This is a genomic window from Bradyrhizobium sp. CW1, assembly GCF_023100665.1.
GTDB classification, from domain to species: domain Bacteria; phylum Pseudomonadota; class Alphaproteobacteria; order Rhizobiales; family Xanthobacteraceae; genus Bradyrhizobium; species Bradyrhizobium canariense_D.
This window is the reverse complement of sequence record NZ_CP064684.1, coordinates 5597243-5614895: the sequence shown is the minus strand read 5'-3', so window position 1 is coordinate 5614895 and position 17653 is coordinate 5597243. Positions and strand designations below refer to the sequence as shown.

The window sequence follows — 17653 nt, the reverse complement described above, 5'->3', positions numbered from 1 at the left end:
GATTTGCAAGCCGACCGGACAGGAAAATGCACGCCCGCGCTGACGCTGCCGACACGGCCGCCGAGTCCAGCACTCATTGGCCCGACGATATTTTCGCGACCTTGCAACGCTTCGACGTTCGGCAGGTGCCCTACGTGCCCGACGCCGGCCATTCAAAGCTGATCCAGCGCGTGCTGGCATCGTCCACGATGCGCGGCATTCCGCTCACGACGGAGGAGGAGGGCGTGGCGCTTCTCGCCGGCGCCTGGACGGGGGGCCAGCGCGGCGTGCTGTTGATGCAGTCGAGCGGGGTCGGCAATTGCATTAACATGCTCTCGCTGATCCCGATCCTGCGCTTTCCCTTCCTCACGCTGGTGACGATGCGTGGCGAGTGGGGCGAGTTCAATCCATGGCAGGTGCCGATGGGATCGACCACGCAGGGCGTGTTCGAGCTCTCGGGTGTCAAGGTGCTGCGGGCGTCTAACGCAGCCGAGGTGCCGGCCGTGTTAGAGGCGGCGGCCGCGCAGGCCTATAACGCGCTCACACCCACCGCCGTCCTGCTGTCGCAGCGCCTGATCGGCGCCAAGGTTTTCACCAAATGAGCAAGGCCAATCTCCTCGACCGCCGTCAGGTGGTGTCCACGCTTCTCGCGGACCGCAAGGACGTGGTTGCGATCGGCGGCCTCGGCGCCTCCACCAACGACATGTGCGCGGCCGGCGATCATGCGCGCAATTTCTACCTCTGGGGCGGCATGGGCGGGGCGGCGATGATCGGGTTGGGCCTCGCTCTGGCGCAGCCAAAATTGCCGGTGCTGGTCATCACCGGCGACGGCGAGATGCTGATGGGCATGGGCAGCCTTGCCACTATCGGTCTGCAAAAGCCGTCCAATCTCTCGATCGCGGTGCTCGACAACGAGGCCTATGGTGAGACCGGCGGTCAGACCAGCCACACGGCCGCGGCCGCCGACCTGGTCGGCGTCGCCCGGGCCTGCGGCATCGGGGATAGCCGGTCTGTGACGACCATGGCCGAGGTGGAGGCCTTCGCCAAAGCCGTCCACGACGTCACGGTCGGGCCGCGCTTTGCCAATGTGAAGATCGACAGCGCCAATCTGGAGCGGATTTTGCCCAGCCGGGATGGGACTTACATTCTCAACCGGATCCGCGGCGACCTCGGCTTCCGCCCGATTTAGAACTTGGGATACCTCTAAGAGACGATTCTTGTAGGTTGCATCGCACCATTCGGCTTGACTTTTGCGTGGGTGAGTGCTTACTCACTAGCATGAGCTCATTGCGTATGACGAGCGACCTGAGGCGTCAATTGATCCTCGGCGCCGCAAAGCGTTGCTTTGCCCGACACGGCTATACCGGCACCACGACCAAGAGCGTGGCGGCCGCCGCTGCCATTTCCGAAGCGCTACTGTTCAAGCATTTCCCGTCCAAGGCCGCGCTTTACGCCGAAATTCTCAGCGATGAATGCGAGGCGGACCCGGCGCTCATGGAGCTGCTCGAACGTGAGCCGTCGACCGCTACGTTGGTCGAAGTGATCCGCGGCATGGTCGGGCATTTCATGCACATCGCCGATGGCCCTGACCAGGAAGAGGCCCAGCGCCTGCGACTGATGACCACGAGTCATTTGGAGGATGGCGAATTTGCCCGGTTGCTATATGCCAAGATCGAGGCGCTGATCGGGGCGGCCTTCGTCGCCTCGCTCGAGCGTGCGGTTGCCGCGGGGGACGCGCGGCCATACAACGGCGAACCGCTCAACCTGTTCTGGTTTGCGCATCACACCGTGATGACGGCTGCGCTGACCAGGCTGCCGGCCACGCCGTGTCTCGCTTACGGCAAGGCGAACGACCTCGAGCGGCAGCTCTGTGAGTTTCTCCTGAGGGGTATCGGACTTAACGACGCCGCAATTGTTTCGCATTTGGGCCGCGATCAGGCCGGTTGTGCGGGCAAGACGGCGATTGCAGAAAGTGCATGACATGAACATCGTGACCGAACACAAGATTTCGGGCGAACCGATCGACAACAAGGCTCCCAAGCGTCCGGTCCGGCCGGTGCTCTGGTTCATCGTCGTCGGCACGCTTCTGGCCGTGCTCGTCGGTGGCCTCGTCTGGTTCAATTATTTCCGCGGCCAGATGATCAAGCAGTTCTTCGCCAACAACAAGCCGCCGCCGGTCGCGGTCAGCGCCGCCGAGGCGAAGTCCGAGGTGGTGCCGAACCTGTTGACCGCCGTCGGTGGTCTCGCCGCCGTGCACCAGGTCGACGTCAGCGCCGACGTCAACGGCCGTGTCACCGAGATCAAGTTCGAGCCGGGCACGCATGTCGAGGCCGGCACACCGCTCGTGCAGATGTTCGACGCGCCGGAGCAGGGCGACCTCGCCAATTACAAGGCGCAGGCCACCGTCGCACAGCTGTCGCTCGATCGCGCCAAGCAACTGGCGTCGCGCCAGTTCGGGCCGCAGGCAACCGTCGACACCGCGCAGGCCGCGTACGATCAGGCGCAGGCGGGTATCGCCAAGACCGAAGCGTTGATCTCGCAGAAGCTGGTCCGCGCGCCGTTCTCCGGCGATCTCGGCGTCCGCAAGGTCGAGGTCGGCCAGTATCTGACCGCCGGCACGGCCATCGTTTCGCTGACGGATCTGTCGGAGCTGTGGGCCAATTTCACGGTGACGGAAAAGGACTCGGGCAGCCTCAAGGTCGGTCAACCGGTCCGGCTGAAGGTCGACGCCTATCCCGGCCGCACCTTCGACGCCAAGATCACCACGATCGAGCCGCAGATCTCGACCGACACCCGTAACATCCGCGTGCAGGCGACCATCGCTAATCCGGAGAAGATCCTGAAGCCCGGCATGTTCGTGACCACCACGGTGGTGCTGCCGGACAAGCCGGCCGTAGTCACCGTGCCGGAGACGGCGGTCGACTACACGCTGTACGGCGACTCGGTGTTCGTGATCACCGAGAAGAAGGAAGCCGACGGCAAGACCAGCCTGAGCGCGGTGCGCACTTTCGTGCAGACCGGCAACCGGGTCGAAGGCCGCGTCGAAATCGTCAAGGGCGTGAAGCCGGGCGACAAGGTCGTCGCCGTCGGCCAGCTCAAGCTGCAATCGGGCGCGGCGGTGTCGATTTCGACCGACCCGGCTCCGCAGATCCCGGCGCAGCCGCCGCGCTACTGACATCGTACACGTTGCAGCATGATCCGGCACGGCCGGGTCATGCGCTTTGCAAGTCAAAGAAATCGAGATCGCCGCGATGCGCTTTACTGATATTTTCATCAAACGCCCGGTCCTGTCGGTCGTCGTCAGCCTGCTGATCCTGCTGATCGGCCTGCGCGCGGCGACGACGCTGCCGATCCGGCAATATCCGAAGCTGTCGAACACGGTCATCAACATCACGACCGTCTATCCGGGCGCGTCCGCGGACCTGATCCAGGGCTTCATCACCACGCCGATCGAGCAGGCGGTCGCCTCCGCCGAAGGTGTTGATTACATCACCTCGTCCTCGGTGCTCGGCACCTCGACGATCCAGGTCTACATCAAGCTGAACTTCGATCCGAACCAGGCGCTGACCGAAGTTCTGGCCAAGACGAACTCGGTCAAATACCTGATTCCGAAGGAATCCAACGATCCCATCGTCACCAAGACCACGGGCCAGACCACGGCCGTGATGTATCTCGGATTCTCGTCCGAAGAGCTGTCGGGCTCGGCGATCTCCGACTACCTGACGCGCGTTGTGCAACCGGTGCTGTCGACCGTCGACGGCGTCGCCTCCGCCGACATTCTCGGCGGCCAGACCTTTGCGATGCGGCTGTGGCTTGATCCTCTCAAGATGGCCGGCCGCAACGTGTCGCCTGCGGATGTCGCGACCGCGATCACCGCCAACAACTTCCAGTCAGCGGCGGGGCAGACCAAGGGTTATCTCATCGTCTCGAACGTATCGACCAATACGGGCCTGACCGACGTCAACCAGTTCAAGAAGATGATCGTCAAGGCCAAGGACGGCGGCTTCGTGCGGATGGAGGACATCGCCACCGTCGAACTTGCGGCCCAAAGCACGGACGCGAGCGTCGCCTTCAACGGCGAGCACGCCATCTTCATCGGTGTGCAGGCAACGCCGCAGGGCAACCCGCTGACGCTGGTCAAGGGCGTGCGGGCGCTATTCCCCGAGCTGGAGCGCAATCTGCCACCGTCGATGAAGATGAAGGTCGCCTACGATTCGACCAAGTTCATCCAATCCTCGATCGACGAGGTCGAGAAGACACTGGGTGAAGCCGTGATCATCGTGATCGTGGTGATCTTCCTGTTCCTGGCGTCGTTCCGTTCGGTCATCATTCCCGTTGTCACCATCCCGTTGTCGATGATCGGCGTCTGCACGCTGATGCTGGCGCTGGGCTTCAGCTTCAACCTGTTGACCCTGCTCGCGATGGTGCTGGCGATCGGCCTCGTGGTCGACGACGCCATCGTCGTGGTGGAAAACATCCATCGTCATCTGGAGGAAGGGAAAACGCCGGTCCAGGCGTCGCTGGAAGGCGCGCGCGAAATCGTGGGTCCCGTCGTCTCGATGACCATCACGCTCGCAGCCGTGTACGCTCCGATCGGTTTCCTCGGCGGTCTGACCGGCTCGCTGTTCCGCGAATTCGCCTTCACACTTGCGGGCTCGGTGATCGTGTCCGGCGTGATCGCGCTGACGCTCTCACCGATGATGTGCTCGGTGCTGCTGAAGAACACGGAAGAGGGGCGCTTCGCCAAGTTCGTCAACAAGGTGTTTGGCGCGCTGACGCGGTGGTACGGGCGCAGGCTCGACCGCTCGCTCGACTACAAGGCCATCACCGGCCTGTTTGCGGTGACCATCCTCGGGCTCGTCGGCTTCCTTTACATGCACACGTCGAAGGAGCTGGCGCCTGAGGAAGACCAGGGTATCGTGTTCGCGGTGACCAAGGCGCCGAAATACGCCAATATCGACTATGTCGATTTTTACGGCGAGAAGCTCGACAAGGAATTCCAGAAATTCCCCGAGACCGATCTGCGCTTCGTGCTGAACGGCATCAACGGCCCGCAGGGCGGTATCGCCGGCATGCTGCTCAAGCCCTGGGAGGAGCGCAAGCGCTCGTCGATCCAGCTGAAGTCGCTGGTGCAAGCCGAGCTTTCCAAGATCGAGGGCGTGCAGGCGTTCGCTTTCAACCTGCCGCCGCTGCCGGGCGGTCCGGGCGGCCTCCCGGTGCAGATGGTGATCAACTCCACCGCCAGCTTCCAGACTGTCTACGAACAGATGGAGAAGCTGAAGGCCGCCGCCCGCAAGAGCGGAATGTTCATCGTCTCCGACAGTGATCTTGCCTACAACCAGCCGAACGTGAAGGTGACGATCAACCGCACCAAGGCGCAGGATCTCGGCGTCAACATGCAGAACCTCGGCAGCACGCTCGCGGTGCTGCTCGGCGGCAACTACATCAACCGCTTCAACCTCGAGGGCCGTTCCTATCAAGTTATCCCGCAGGTGCCGCGCGGCCAGCGGCTCTCGCCGGAATCGCTCGCCGGCTACTACGTGACCACCAATACCGGCCAGCAGCTTCCGCTCTCGACGGTTGTGTCGATCGAGACCAAGACCGAGCCGAATTCGCTGACACATTACAATCAGCTCAATTCAGCGACCTTCTCGGCCGTGCCGATGCCCGGCGTGACCGTCGGTGCGGCGGTCGACTTCCTCGAGAGCGAGGCCAAAAACCTGCCGCAAGGCTTCAGCCATGCTTATCTGGCTGACAGCAGACAGTATGTGCAGGAAGGCAACCAGCTCGCGATCACCTTCGGCTTCGCGCTGATCATCATCTTCCTGGTACTGGCGGCGCAGTTCGAGAGCTTGCGCGATCCGCTGGTCATCATGATCTCGGTGCCAATGGCGATCGTTGGCGCACTGATCCCGCTGTTCTTCGGCGTGGCGACCATGAACATCTACACCCAGGTCGGCCTGCTGACCTTGGTGGGCCTGATCACCAAGCACGGCATCCTGATGGTGGAGTTCGCCAACGAGCTCCAGATCAACGAGCGGCTCGATCGCCGCTCCGCCATCGAAATGTCGGCCCGTATTCGTCTGCGGCCGATCCTCATGACCACGGCCGCGATGGTGACGGGCCTGATCCCGCTCCTGACCGCGACCGGCGCAGGGGCCGCCAGCCGCTTCTCGATCGGTCTGGTGGTCGTGGCCGGCATGTCGATCGGCACGTTGTTCACGCTGTTCGTGTTGCCGGCGGTCTACGTGGTGCTGGCGACCGACCATCGCGCGGCGGCCGATTCCGAGCGGAACAAGCAGGTCAACGACCTCGACCTCAACGCCAAGGCGCTGCGGCCGACCTGAGGCCGCCGATAAAGCGAACCCGAGGGCGGCAGCGGCCAATCCGCTGCCGCCCTTTTCTATTTGCCTCGGGGGCCCGGCTGCCATCAGGCTTTCCCGCGCTCGCGAGAGACAAGGTCCGGTCTTCTTGCTAGGTTCAGCGGGATGAGCCTTCCCCTCCATCCCGACACCCCGCAAGCACGGACGCTGCCGAGCGCCGCGGGGGATGGCGTCGCGTCCGGTACGATGCCGGGGCAGGGGATCAGGACGCGGCTGTTCACCAAATATGTCGCGTTGTTCGTGGCCGTCGTCGCGATCGCGCTGCTGGCCAACGGCCTGTTCGAGGTCGTCTTTTATTATCGCGAGCACAAGGCCGCGCTGATCCGGGTTCAGCATGAACAGGCCGAGGCGGCCGCTGCCAAGATCGGTCAGTTCGTCAAGGAGATCGAGAGCCAGCTCGGCTGGACCACGCAGCTGCCCTGGTCGGCGGGCTCGCTCGAGCAGCGCCGCTTCGATGCGCTGCGGCTGCTGCGCCAGGTCCCTGCGGTCACCGAGCTCGCGCAGGTCGATGCGACCGGCAAGGAGCGGCTGCGGGTCTCGCGGCTTGCCATGGACGCGACCGACAGCGGGATCGACCTGTCGGAGGATCCGAAGTTTACCGAGGCGGTCGCGCACAAGGTCTATTACGGTCCGGTCTATTTCCGCAGGGAGTCCGAGCCGTATATGACCCTGGCGCAGGCTGGGTCGCGCAAGGATGCCGGCGTCAGTATCGCGGAGGTCAATCTCAAGCTGATCTGGGACGTCGTGTCCCAGATCAAGGTCGGCGAGCACGGACACGCCTACGTGGTGGGTCCGGAGGGACGCCTGATCGCGCACCCCGATATCAGCCTGGTCCTGCGCAACACCGACATGTCTGGTCTCACCCAGGTGCGCGCCGCGCTTGCCGGAGGCAGCGCCGCGTTCGACCCGCTTTCCGAAGCGCGCAATCTCCAGGGACAGACGGTGCTGACCGCGTCGGCCCCGATCGCGCCGCTGCACTGGACCATGTTCGTCGAGCTCCCGGTCGAGGAGGCCTATGCGACGCTCTATGCCGCGTTGGAACGGCTTGCATTCGTGCTGCTCGCGGCGTCGATCTTCGCGGTGCTTGCCGGGATATTCCTCGCGCGCCGCATGGTCGGGCCGATCCAGGCGCTGCGCAGCGGTGCCGAGCGCATCGGCAGTGGCGATTTCTCCCAGCGCATCTCGATCCGAACCGGAGACGAACTGGAGGGGCTCGCGGACCAGTTCAATGACATGGGCGAGCGCCTGCAGGAATCCTATGCGGACCTGGAGAAGAAGGTCGAGGTGAGAACCGCCGAGTTGACCGAGTCGCTCGAGCAGCAGACGGCGACGTCGGAAGTGTTGCAGGTCATCAGTTCGTCTCCGGGCGAACTCGCACCGGTGTTCCACAAGATGCTCGAGAATGCCACACGAGTCTGTGGCGCGAGTTTCGGCGTCATGAATTTGTGGGATGGAGAGAATTTCACAATTGCTGCGGACTACAATGTGCCGCCTGCGTTCGCGGCTTCGCGGAAAGATATGGCGATCCGTCCCCATCCGGAGAGCGCGCTTGCCGTGGTCGTCAGAACACGTCAAGTCGTCCACGTTCACGATGTGCAACAAACTCCGGCCTATCTTGCCGGAGGTCCGACCATTCGTGGAATCTCAGACGTCGCCGGCGCCCGTACGATCGTAATCGTGCCCATGATGAGGGAAAGCGAGCTGATCGGAACCGTCGCGGTTTATCGCAAGGAGGTCCGGCCGTTCACCGACAAGCAAATCGCGTTGGTTGAGAACTTCACGAAGCAAGCCGTCATCGCCATCGAGAATACGCGACTGCTGAACGAATTGCGCAAGCGCACGACGGAGCTGTCGCAATCCCTCGACGATCTTCGCACCGCGCAGGACCGCCTGGTCCAGACCGAGAAGCTCGCGTCGCTCGGCCAGCTCACGGCGGGAATCGCGCACGAGATCAAGAACCCACTCAATTTCGTCAACAATTTCTCGGCGGTGTCGACCGAGTTGATCGACGAGCTCAACGAGGCGCTGCAGGCGGCCTCGCTCGACGGCAAGACGAAGGCGGAGGTCGACGAGCTGACTGGCATGCTCAGGAGCAACCTCGAAAAGGTGGTGCAGCACGGCAAGCGCGCCGATTCCATCGTCAGGAACATGCTCCTGCATTCGCGCGAGGGCTCCGGAGAGCGCCGTCCGGCGGACATCAATGCCATCGTCGAGGAAAGCCTCAACCTCGCCTATCACGGCGCGCGAGCCGAGAAGCCTGGCTTCAACGTCACGATAGAGCGCGGCTTCGACCCCGCCGCAGGCATGGTCGATATCTATCCGCAGGAAATTACGCGAGTCGTCCTCAATCTGATCTCGAATGGCTTCTACGCCACTGCCCAGCGCAAGGAGAGCGCCGCAGACGCCTTCGAGCCCACCCTGCGCGCAGCAACCAGAACGCTCGGCGACAGGGTCGAAATCCGCATTCGCGACAACGGCACCGGGATCCCGTCCGAGGTGAAGGAGAAGATGTTCAATCCCTTCTTCACCACCAAGCCGGCTGGCGAGGGCACCGGGCTCGGCCTTTCCATGAGCCATGACATCGTGGTGAAACAGCACGGCGGCACGATCGACGTGAACACCGCACCAGGCGTATTCACCGAATTCATCATCACCCTGCCGCGCGTAATGGCGGCGGACGGCACTTCCGGAGGCAAGACTTGAACGTTTACATCCTGGTCGTCGATGACGAGCCCGACGTCGAGGCGCTGTTCCGGCAGCAGTTTCGGCGCGATTTGCGCGCCGGCCGCTTCCAGATGGAATTCGCGTCGTCGGCACCCGATGCGCTGAAGCTCGCCGCCGAGGTGCGCGATCCCTCGTTGATCCTGATTTTGTCCGACATCAACATGCCCGGCATGAGCGGGCTCGACATGCTGCCGAAGGTGCGTCTTGCGCATCCGGACGTTCCCGTCATCATGATCACCGCCTATGGCGACGCCGAGACGCGCCGGAAGGCGATCGAGCGCGGCGCGGTCGCACTCCTCACCAAGCCGATCGATTTCGCGCTGCTGCGGCAGGAAATCGACACAAGGCTCGAGAAAGCCGCATGACCGCGACCATCCTCTTCGTCGACGACGAGCCGGATCTCGAGGCGTTGGTCCTGCAAAAATTCCGCAAGCAGATTCGCGATGGGTCGGTGACCATCATGTTCGCGCGAGACGGCGTCGAGGCGTTGCAATCGCTCGAGCAGAATCCGCATGTCGACATGGTGGTCTCCGACATCAACATGCCAAGGATGGATGGGTTGTCGCTGCTGGCGAAGCTCCAGGAAGCGGACGACAAGAAGTCCACCATCATCTTGTCGGCCTATGGCGATATGAGCAACATTCGCACTGCGATGAACCGCGGCGCGTTCGACTTTCTGACCAAACCGATCGATTTCGCCGACCTGGAGATGACGATCGAGAAGACCATCCGCCATATCGAGATGCTGCGGGAGGTGCGGCGCCGCCAGACGGAAGCCGAGCGCGCTCACGCCGCGCTCTCGCGTCATTTCTCGCCCGAGCTCGCCAAGCGTCTGGCGGCCGGCGGTGAGAGCGAGGGAATCGAAGTGCAGTGGCGCGATATCGCGACCATCTTCACGGATATAACGGGCTTCACCTCGCTGGTCGAGAGTGCGCCGCCGGAGACGCTGGGCGCGCTTCTCAACGAATATGTCGGCGGCATGACCGAAATCGTCTTCACGCATGAGGGGACGGTTGCCAAGATCATCGGCGATGCAATCCAGGTGCTCTTCAATGCGCCCGGAGATCAGCCCGATTATGCGACGCGTGCGGTTGCCTGCGCGCACGAGCTCGACGCCTGGGCGGAGGATTTTTCCGCGCGCTGGAAGCCGAGAGGGGTGAATTTCGGCACCACCCGCATCGGCATTCACGCCGGGCCGGCACTGGTCGGAAATTTCGGCGGCAACCGGTTTTTCGACTACACCGCGTATGGCGACTCCATCAACATCGCGGCGCGACTGGAAGCCGCGAACAAGCATCTGGGCACGCGGATTTGCGTCAGTGCCGGCATCGCCGAGGCGGCTGAGAATTTTCGAGGTCGTCCCGTCGGGGAGCTGATGCTGCGCGGACGCAGCGAAGCGTTGCGCGCGTTCGAGCCGCTGACGCCGGCCCAATTCGCTGCGCCGGAAACGGCGCTGTATTCCGAAGCTTTTGCCAAGATGGAAGCCGGTGATGCCGCCGCCATGCCTGCCTTCGCGGCGCTGGTCGGCATGCATGCCGGCGATTCCCTGGCCGGCTTTCACCTGAAGCGCCTGCTTAACGGCGACAAGGGCATTCGCATGCAACTGGAATAGGAGTCCGACATGGTTGGTGAATTCTCCGCCGGCAACTACCGTTTCATTCCGTCCGTATTCCAGTATTCGGCCGGTGCGGCCGCAGACGATGGCTATGAGATCGAGCGCGTCCGCTTCGACCGGCTGGTGCCGCTCGCAGAAGGCTTTGCGCTTGCCGCGAAGCATATCCAGGAGGCGGGGCGGCCGCTGACGGCCTTCTGCGCTTGCGAACTGCGCTCGCCCGCGGCCTTCAGCGAAGAAGGTTTTCGCGCGTTCAACCTGCACTATGTGAAGACGTTGTCCGAATGGGGCATCTTCGACGGCACCACAAATCCGGTGGCGCGCAGCAATGTCTGTCCAGAGATCGATCCACCGGCCGAGCCGTCGTTCTACGCGTTCTCCTTCACGCGGCCGACAAGCTCGAAGACGCCGAGCTTCGTGATTTCCGGCGGCGCCGAGGCGCGCGAGGGCGGCGGGACCTATGTCGAGCGCACCGTGCGCTACCGCGACCTCAGCCCGGAAGGCCTTCGCGAGAAGGTGCGCTTCACGACGACGTCCCAGATGGAGAACAGGATGACGGCCTTCGGCTTCGGCTGGAAGGACACGACCGGCGTGCAGGCCTATTCCGTGCACAACTTCCACCACGCGCTGGTCGACGAACTCGTCCGCCGCGGGGCGTTGCGGTCCGGCCTGACCTGGCACTATGCCCGGCCGCCGGTGGTCGATCTCGAATACGAGATGGATTGCCGCCGCGTGATGCGCGAGGTCGTGATCTAGCGCTGGCGTGGATCGAGCGCGTCGCGCAGGCCGTCGCCGAGCAGGTTCAGCGACAGCACCACGAGGAAGATCGCAAGCCCCGGCCAGATCGCCATCCACGGCGCCTGGGTCAGGAAGCGCTGCGCTGCGTTGAGCATGCTGCCCCAGGATGGCGCCGGCGGCTGCTGGCCGAGGCCAAGGAAGGACAGCGCGGCTTCGGCGATAATGGCGGCCGCAATCGACAGCGTCGCCTGCACTAGCAGTGCCGGCAGGATGTTCGGCAGGATGTGCGAGAACGCGATCCGCCACGGCGGATTGCCGAGCGCGCGCGCCGCCTCGACAAAGTCCTCAGCCTTGACAACCAGCACCTGGCCGCGGGTCAGGCGGATGAAAATCGGGGTTGCCGAGATGCCGATCGCGATCATGGCGTTGCCAAGGCTCGGACCGAGGAATGCGGCGAGTGCGATCGCCAGGATCAGGAATGGGCAGGCCAGCATCGCGTCAGTCATCCGGCTGATCAGTGCATCGACGAAGCCGCCGCGATAGCCGGCAAGCAGGCCGAGCGGAACGCCGACGCCCAGAGCGATCGCCACCGAGGTGAGGCCGGCGAGCAGCGAGGCGCGGGCGCCGTAGACGACGCGGCTCAGGATGTCGCGACCGAGCTCGTCGGTGCCGAACCAGTGCGCCGCCGTGGGCGGCTTGCGAACCAGGCTCCAGCTCGTCGCGATGGGATCGTAGGGAACGACGAGCGGCGCGAGAGCCGCGAAGCCGACGAACAAACTGATCATGACAAGTCCGAACACTGCGGCCTTGCGTTTGAACAGGCGCCGCCGGGCGCGACGCGCCGGGCTGTCCAGCTCGTCAGCTTGCGCGATGGGAGCAGCGGGCAGGGCGGCATCAGTCATGAGTCTAGCCCCGTAGCCGCGGATTGACGAGGATGTAGGCGACATCGGCAACCAGGTTCAGTGTGATGTAGACCGTCGCCGTCACCAGCACGACGCCCTGTACCACCGCGTAGTCGCGGTTGAACACGGCGTCCACGATCAGTTTGCCGAAGCCCGGAATGGAGAAGATCTGCTCAGTCAGAACCGCGCCCGACAAGAGCGTGCCGAGCTCGAGCGCGCCGAGCGTAATGATTGGCGTGAGTGCGTTGCGCATGGCGTGCTTGAGGATGACCGAGCGTTCGGACAATCCCTTGGCGCGCGCGGTGCGGACATAGTCGCTTTCCAGCACCTGCAGCATGGCGCTCCGGGTGTGCCGCATTAGGACCGCGGAAATTGCGTTGCCGAGCACGAAGGCCGGCATGATGGTGGCGGCGAGGCTCGCGCGCCAGTTCTCAGTCAACGGCACGTAGCCGGACGCCGGCAGCCAGCCGAGTTCGATCGAGAACAGGAAGATCAGCATGATGCCGAGCCAGAAATTCGGCGTCGAGATGCCCCACAGCGCGAACAAATTGGCACCATAATCCCAGACGGTGCCCCTTTTCACGGCGGAGACGATGCCGGCGGGAATGCCGATCAAGAGCGCGATCAACATTGCCATCGAGCCGAGCTGGAGCGTCACCGGCAGCTTCTGCGCGATCAGCTCGCGCACCGGCATCTTGTTGCGCAGCGATTCACCGAAATTGCCTGATAGAACGCCCTTGAGCCAATAAACGTACTGCACGGGGATCGGCTGATCGAGCCGGTATTGCTGGCGGATCTGCTCGATCACGGCGGGATCGCGCTCCTCACCGGCCATCACCAGCGCTGGATCACCTGGCAACAATTGCTGGAGCGAGAAGATCAGCACCGACACGAAGAACAGTGTCGGCACGATCTGCGCGATGCGGCGGGCGAGGAAGTTCAGCATGGCGCCGGCCGCGTGTCAGGCGAGGCCACGCTCACTTGAACTTCAGCCCGACCACGCGCACGAGGCCATCTGGCATCTGCTTATAGCCCTGGAGTTTAGTCGTATGCGCAATCAGAAGCGTGCGGTGGTAGATGTAGATGATCGGCAAATCGTTGAGCACGATCCCGGTCAGCTTTTCGTAGATCGCCTTGCGCTCATCGAATTTGGCGGTCAGCCGGCCGTCTTCCATCAGCTTGTCGGCTTCCGGGTTCGAATAGACGCCATCGTTCTGCGGTGCCTTGCTGCGCATGAAGATGTAGGAGTTGCCGTCGGGATCGATGCGGCCGCTCCAGTTGATCTGGAAGATCTGGAACTCGCCGGCCTGGGCCTGCTTGAAGGTGGTCGCGAATTCGACCGCGCGGATCTTGATGTCGAAGCCCGCTTCCGCCGCCATCGACTGGATCACCTGGGCAACCGCTTCGTTCTCCGCGCCCTTGGGGATCATGTAGTCGACGGTCACCGGCGAGGTGATGCCCGCTTCCTTCAGCAGCGCCTTGGCCTTCGCGACGTCGCGGCCGTGGACCGGGAACGCCTTCTGGTAATAGGGATGTGTCGGGCTGACCCATTGATTGCCTGGGGTGAACTCGCCGTTAAAGACAACTTGGTTGAGAGCTTCGCGATCGATCGACAGATCGAGCGCTTGGCGTACTTTCGCCGACTGGCTGAGCGGCCCCTTTGCTTTGTCGTTGCCGATATTGACGGTCAGGCCGTAATAGCCGAGCTCCGGTGCCGTCGACAGCACGAGCCGCGAATCCGCACGCACGTCCTTGATGTCGGTGGCGAGCACGCGCTCGATCAGATCGAGTCCGCCGGACTTCAGGTTGGCAAGGCGCACCGTGGCGTCAACGATAGGCAGGAAGACCACCCGGTCGATATGGATGTTGTCCTTGTTCCAATAGTCGGCGAATTTTTCGAAGACCATGCGGTCCTGCTGCACGCGCTCGACGAACTTGTAGGGACCGGCGCAGACCGGATGCAGGCCGAACTTGTCGCCGGCCTCCTTGGCAGCCTTCGGCGACACCATCATGCCGGAGCGGTCGGTCAGCTGGGCGATCAGCGGGGAGTAAGGTGTCTTAAGCACCAGCTTGATGGTCAGAGGGTCTACGATTTCGACATGGTCGACGCTGGCGAGCTCGGACTTGCGGAACGAGGTCGGCAGCGTCATGTGACGCTCGATCGAGAACTTTGCGGCTTCCGCGTCGAGCGGCTCGCCGTCGTGGAATTTCACGTTGGGCCGGAGCTTGATAGTCATCTCCTTGCCGTCGGGCGAGGTCTCATGCGACAGCGCGAGCTGCGGCACGATGTTGAGCTTCTCGTCGATGTCGAACAGCTTGTCGCAGAAGGCGGAGAACACGATGCGGCCGACATAGGTGCGGCCGATGCTGGGATCGAGGATGTCAGGATCCTCGGCGATGCCGATGCGAAGTGTGGTCTGGGCTTGGGCCGCGCCTACGAGCGACGTCAGCAATGCCGACGCCAGGAGTGCCAAACGCATAGGACTCATCGCTCTCAACCTCTGTTTTACGGCTATGCCGGGTTCGTCCCCAATGAACTAACCCCGCTGCCGCGGACTGCTTCCGGGCCGCCGCTGAAGGCGGCGACCAATTTTTCGAGAACCGGGGAGAAGCCGCCGTCCGTTGGGACGATCGCCTCGGACGACGGCAGTTCCGACGTTCGGTGGCATGCCGTTGCATGTCCGATGCCATCCTGCACGAGCTGAGGCATTTCGTTGCGGCAACGGTCGACCACGTAGGGGCAGCGGGTGTGGAAGCGGCATCCCGGCGGCGGATTGAGCGCGCTGGGGATTTCGCCCTGCAGCACAATGCGGCTGCGCTTTGCCCGCGGTTTAGGCACGGGAATCGCGGACAATAGAGCCCGGCTGTAGGGATGACGCGGTGCGGCAAACAGCGCGTCCGCCGCCGCCGTCTCGACGATCTGGCCGAGATTCATCACCGCCACGTGGTCGGCGATGTGCTTGACCACCGCGAGGTCGTGCGAGACGAAAATGTAGGCCAGCCCGAGCCGGTCCTGCAGCTCGCGCAGCAGATTGAGGATCTGCGAGCGGATCGAGACGTCGAGCGCCGAGACCGGCTCATCGCAGATGATCAGTTTCGGCTCGACCGCGAGCGCGCGGGCGATGGCGATACGCTGGCGCTGGCCGCCGGAAAACTCGTGCGGGTAACGACGCGCCAGCCGCGGCTCCAGCCCGACCAGCCGCAGGATCTCCTCGACGCGTTCGCGCCGCCGGGCGGGCGGCACCAGATTGTGCAGCGCCAGCGGCTCGGTCAGGATCTGGCCGACGGTCATGCGCGGATTGAGCGAGGCGTAGGGGTCCTGGAAGATGATCTGCGCCTCGCGGCGAAAGGCGCGCAGTGCGCCGGCGTCGAGCGAGAGCAGATCGCGGCCTTCGAAACGGATCGTGCCTGCATCCGGCTCGATCAGCCGCAGCACCAGGCGGCTAACGGTGGATTTGCCGCAGCCGGATTCACCGACCAGCGCTAGCGTCTTGCCGGCATCGAGCGAGAAGGAAACGCCATCGACGGCTTTGACATGCGCCAGCGCCCGGCCGAACAGCGAACGCTCGGCGACGAAATGCTTGAGCAGACCCTGAACCTCGAGCAGAGCCATCACGACACCAGACGTTCGAGCGGGGCGCGCAGGCAGCGCGAGAGGTGGCCGGGGCTGACTTCGAGCAGCGGGGGCGGCGCCTTGGTGCAGGCGTCCAGCACGAAGGGGCAGCGTGCGGCGAAGCGGCATCCCGCGGGCGGCTGCATCATGTTCGGGACCATGCCCTCGATCGTGGCGAGCTGGTCGGCGCGATGGTCAAGCCGCGGGATCGAGCCGAGCAGGCCGACGGTGTAGGGATGCTGCGGCGCTGAGAACAGCTCGTCCACCGGCGCGCGCTCGACGATCTCGCCGGCATACATCACCGCGACCTCGTCGCAGACTTCGGCGACGACGCCGAGATCGTGGGTGATCAGGATGATGGCAGCGCCGCTCGCCGCCTTCAATTCGCGCATCAGCTCCAGGATCTGCGCCTGCAGCGTGACATCGAGCGCGGTGGTCGGCTCGTCCGCGATCAGCAGCCGCGGGTCGCAGGCGAGCGCCATCGCGATCATGACGCGCTGGCGCATGCCGCCGGAGAGCTTGTGCGGATATTCGTCGATCCGCCGCTCGGGCGAGGGGATGTGGACGCGACGCAGCAGATCGATCGCCCGCTCGCGCGCACTCCTGCGCGAACCGCCGCGGTGGCGCAAAATCGTCTCGATGATCTGGTCGCCGATGGTGAAGCTCGGATTGAGCGAGGTCATCGGCTCCTGAAAGATCATCGCGAGCCGGTTGCCGCGGAGGTCCCGCAACGTCTGGTCCGACGTCTTAAGCAGGTCGAAACCGTCGAAGCGGATCGCGCCGGAGATCTCCGCGCTCTGCTTCGGCAGCAGGCCCATGATCGCCAGCGACGTCACGCTCTTGCCGCAGCCGGATTCGCCGACGAGGCCGAGCGTCGCGCCATTGGCGACGCTGAGATCGACGCTGTCGACCGCATGGGTGACGCGGCCGTCGTCGCCGTGAAAATGAATGCGCAGATCGCTGATCTCGATGAGGGGGCTCGGGTTCATGAGCGTATTGCGCGCGCTGCGGCGATGCTGGCGTCGATGACGCTGCGATCGGTGTTGCCGGCAGGGTTCTGCCGGGTTGGCATGGAAACGCGGAAGTGGACCCAGAGTTCGTGGCTGACGCGCTCGAGCCGCTCGAGCTCGCCGAGCGGATCGGGATGATCGTCGGCGCGCAGGTCCAGCGCCGGCCATTCCTCCTCGCCGTGGATCAGGAGCGCGGCGGACTGCTTGCCGCGCTTGTCGCCGCCAGCGGCCTCGCCCGCGCGCAGCGCGGCAAGCAGGCGGCGCGGGAAGGGCAGGCTGTCATTGGCGATATAGGTTTTTGCGGTCTCGTCGAGCACGTCGGCGCCCGCGAGCATGTTGCCGGCGATCGAGAAACCGCTGCCCGCAATGTGCCCGCACCAATCCACGCAGTCGCGCCCGGTATGCGCGGCAATCGCGCCGCTGGCGTCCATGATGTGAATCTGGCGGCTCTCGCGGCCGTCGTCGGTCGCGAGCAGGGCGGCCAGCACGTCGTGCGCGTTGAGGCCCTCACGCAGCAGCTTGACGCCGTCGATACCGTAATAAGGATTGACGAAAGCCTGCGTCGCGATGGCGCCAAGGCCCGCCGCGATGTAGGGGACACGCGCGCCGACGGCGAAGAAGCGCGTGGCAACGGCGATGCCAAACTGGCTGGTAGCAGAATCGCGCGCGATGATCGACCAGGTCATGTGCTG

15 protein-coding genes are annotated in these 17653 nt (G+C 63.9%); 9 read left to right on the top strand and 6 right to left on the bottom strand.

Annotated elements, in window-relative coordinates; all coding sequences use genetic code 11:
- Positions 1–26: 26 nt before the first annotated feature.
- From IVB54_RS27415 to IVB54_RS27375, 9 genes are all read left to right on the top strand, one after another.
- Positions 27–581: a sulfopyruvate decarboxylase gene (locus tag IVB54_RS27415; protein WP_018457054.1), complete on the top strand. Its 555-nt coding sequence runs from the start codon at positions 27–29 to the stop codon at positions 579–581.
- A complete protein-coding gene (locus IVB54_RS27410) occupies positions 578–1168 on the top strand; it encodes a thiamine pyrophosphate-dependent enzyme (RefSeq protein WP_018457053.1) in 591 nt (196 codons plus the stop codon). Before IVB54_RS27415 ends, IVB54_RS27410 begins: the two co-directional genes overlap by 4 nt.
- A gap of 89 nt (positions 1169–1257) precedes the next feature.
- Positions 1258–1959 carry a TetR/AcrR family transcriptional regulator gene (locus IVB54_RS27405; RefSeq protein ID WP_083926457.1) on the top strand — a complete coding sequence of 234 codons (702 nt, stop codon included), beginning with the start codon at positions 1258–1260 and terminating at the stop codon, positions 1957–1959.
- Between the two features lies 1 nt (position 1960).
- Positions 1961–3154, top strand: a complete 1194-nt coding sequence (locus tag IVB54_RS27400) for an efflux RND transporter periplasmic adaptor subunit (RefSeq protein WP_018457051.1) — start codon at positions 1961–1963, stop codon at positions 3152–3154.
- A 76-nt stretch (positions 3155–3230) separates the two neighbouring features.
- A complete protein-coding gene (locus IVB54_RS27395; protein ID WP_026233289.1) occupies positions 3231–6326 on the top strand; it encodes a MexW/MexI family multidrug efflux RND transporter permease subunit in 3096 nt (1031 codons plus the stop codon).
- Positions 6327–6467: 141 nt separating this feature from the next.
- Positions 6468–9065, top strand: coding sequence for an ATP-binding protein (locus IVB54_RS27390; RefSeq protein ID WP_026233288.1), 2598 nt, complete (start codon positions 6468–6470; stop codon positions 9063–9065).
- Complete coding sequence (locus IVB54_RS27385; protein WP_018457048.1) at positions 9062–9451, top strand: response regulator; 390 nt, start codon at positions 9062–9064, stop codon at positions 9449–9451. The genes IVB54_RS27390 and IVB54_RS27385 overlap by 4 nt, the downstream gene beginning before the upstream one ends.
- Complete coding sequence (locus tag IVB54_RS27380; RefSeq protein WP_018457047.1) at positions 9448–10698, top strand: adenylate/guanylate cyclase domain-containing protein; 1251 nt, start codon at positions 9448–9450, stop codon at positions 10696–10698. The genes IVB54_RS27385 and IVB54_RS27380 overlap by 4 nt, the downstream gene beginning before the upstream one ends.
- 9 nt (positions 10699–10707) lie before the next feature.
- Positions 10708–11454 carry a hypothetical protein gene (locus IVB54_RS27375; RefSeq protein WP_247363487.1) on the top strand — a complete coding sequence of 249 codons (747 nt, stop codon included), beginning with the start codon at positions 10708–10710 and terminating at the stop codon, positions 11452–11454.
- Here IVB54_RS27375 and IVB54_RS27370 read toward each other — a convergent pair.
- Genes IVB54_RS27370 through IVB54_RS27345 form a run of 6 tightly spaced genes read right to left on the bottom strand, consistent with a single transcriptional unit; the run spans position 11451 to position 17647 of the window.
- Positions 11451–12338, bottom strand: coding sequence for an ABC transporter permease (locus tag IVB54_RS27370; protein WP_247363486.1), 888 nt, complete (start codon positions 12336–12338; stop codon positions 11451–11453). The two genes, IVB54_RS27375 and IVB54_RS27370, sit on opposite strands and share 4 nt — an antisense overlap.
- Before the next feature lie 4 nt (positions 12339–12342).
- Positions 12343–13284, bottom strand: coding sequence for an ABC transporter permease (locus IVB54_RS27365; RefSeq protein WP_018457044.1), 942 nt, complete (start codon positions 13282–13284; stop codon positions 12343–12345).
- A 31-nt stretch (positions 13285–13315) separates the two neighbouring features.
- Positions 13316–14827, bottom strand: coding sequence for an ABC transporter substrate-binding protein (locus IVB54_RS27360; RefSeq protein ID WP_026233287.1), 1512 nt, complete (start codon positions 14825–14827; stop codon positions 13316–13318).
- A 23-nt stretch (positions 14828–14850) separates the two neighbouring features.
- Positions 14851–15951 carry a dipeptide ABC transporter ATP-binding protein gene (locus tag IVB54_RS27355; RefSeq protein ID WP_018457042.1) on the bottom strand — a complete coding sequence of 367 codons (1101 nt, stop codon included), beginning with the start codon at positions 15949–15951 and terminating at the stop codon, positions 14851–14853.
- Positions 15951–16940: an ABC transporter ATP-binding protein gene (locus tag IVB54_RS27350; RefSeq protein ID WP_018457041.1), complete on the bottom strand. Its 990-nt coding sequence runs from the start codon at positions 16938–16940 to the stop codon at positions 15951–15953. Before IVB54_RS27350 ends, IVB54_RS27355 begins: the two co-directional genes overlap by 1 nt.
- A complete protein-coding gene (locus IVB54_RS27345; RefSeq protein ID WP_018457040.1) occupies positions 16937–17647 on the bottom strand; it encodes a DUF1028 domain-containing protein in 711 nt (236 codons plus the stop codon). The genes IVB54_RS27350 and IVB54_RS27345 overlap by 4 nt, the downstream gene beginning before the upstream one ends.
- Positions 17648–17653 lie beyond the last annotated feature (6 nt).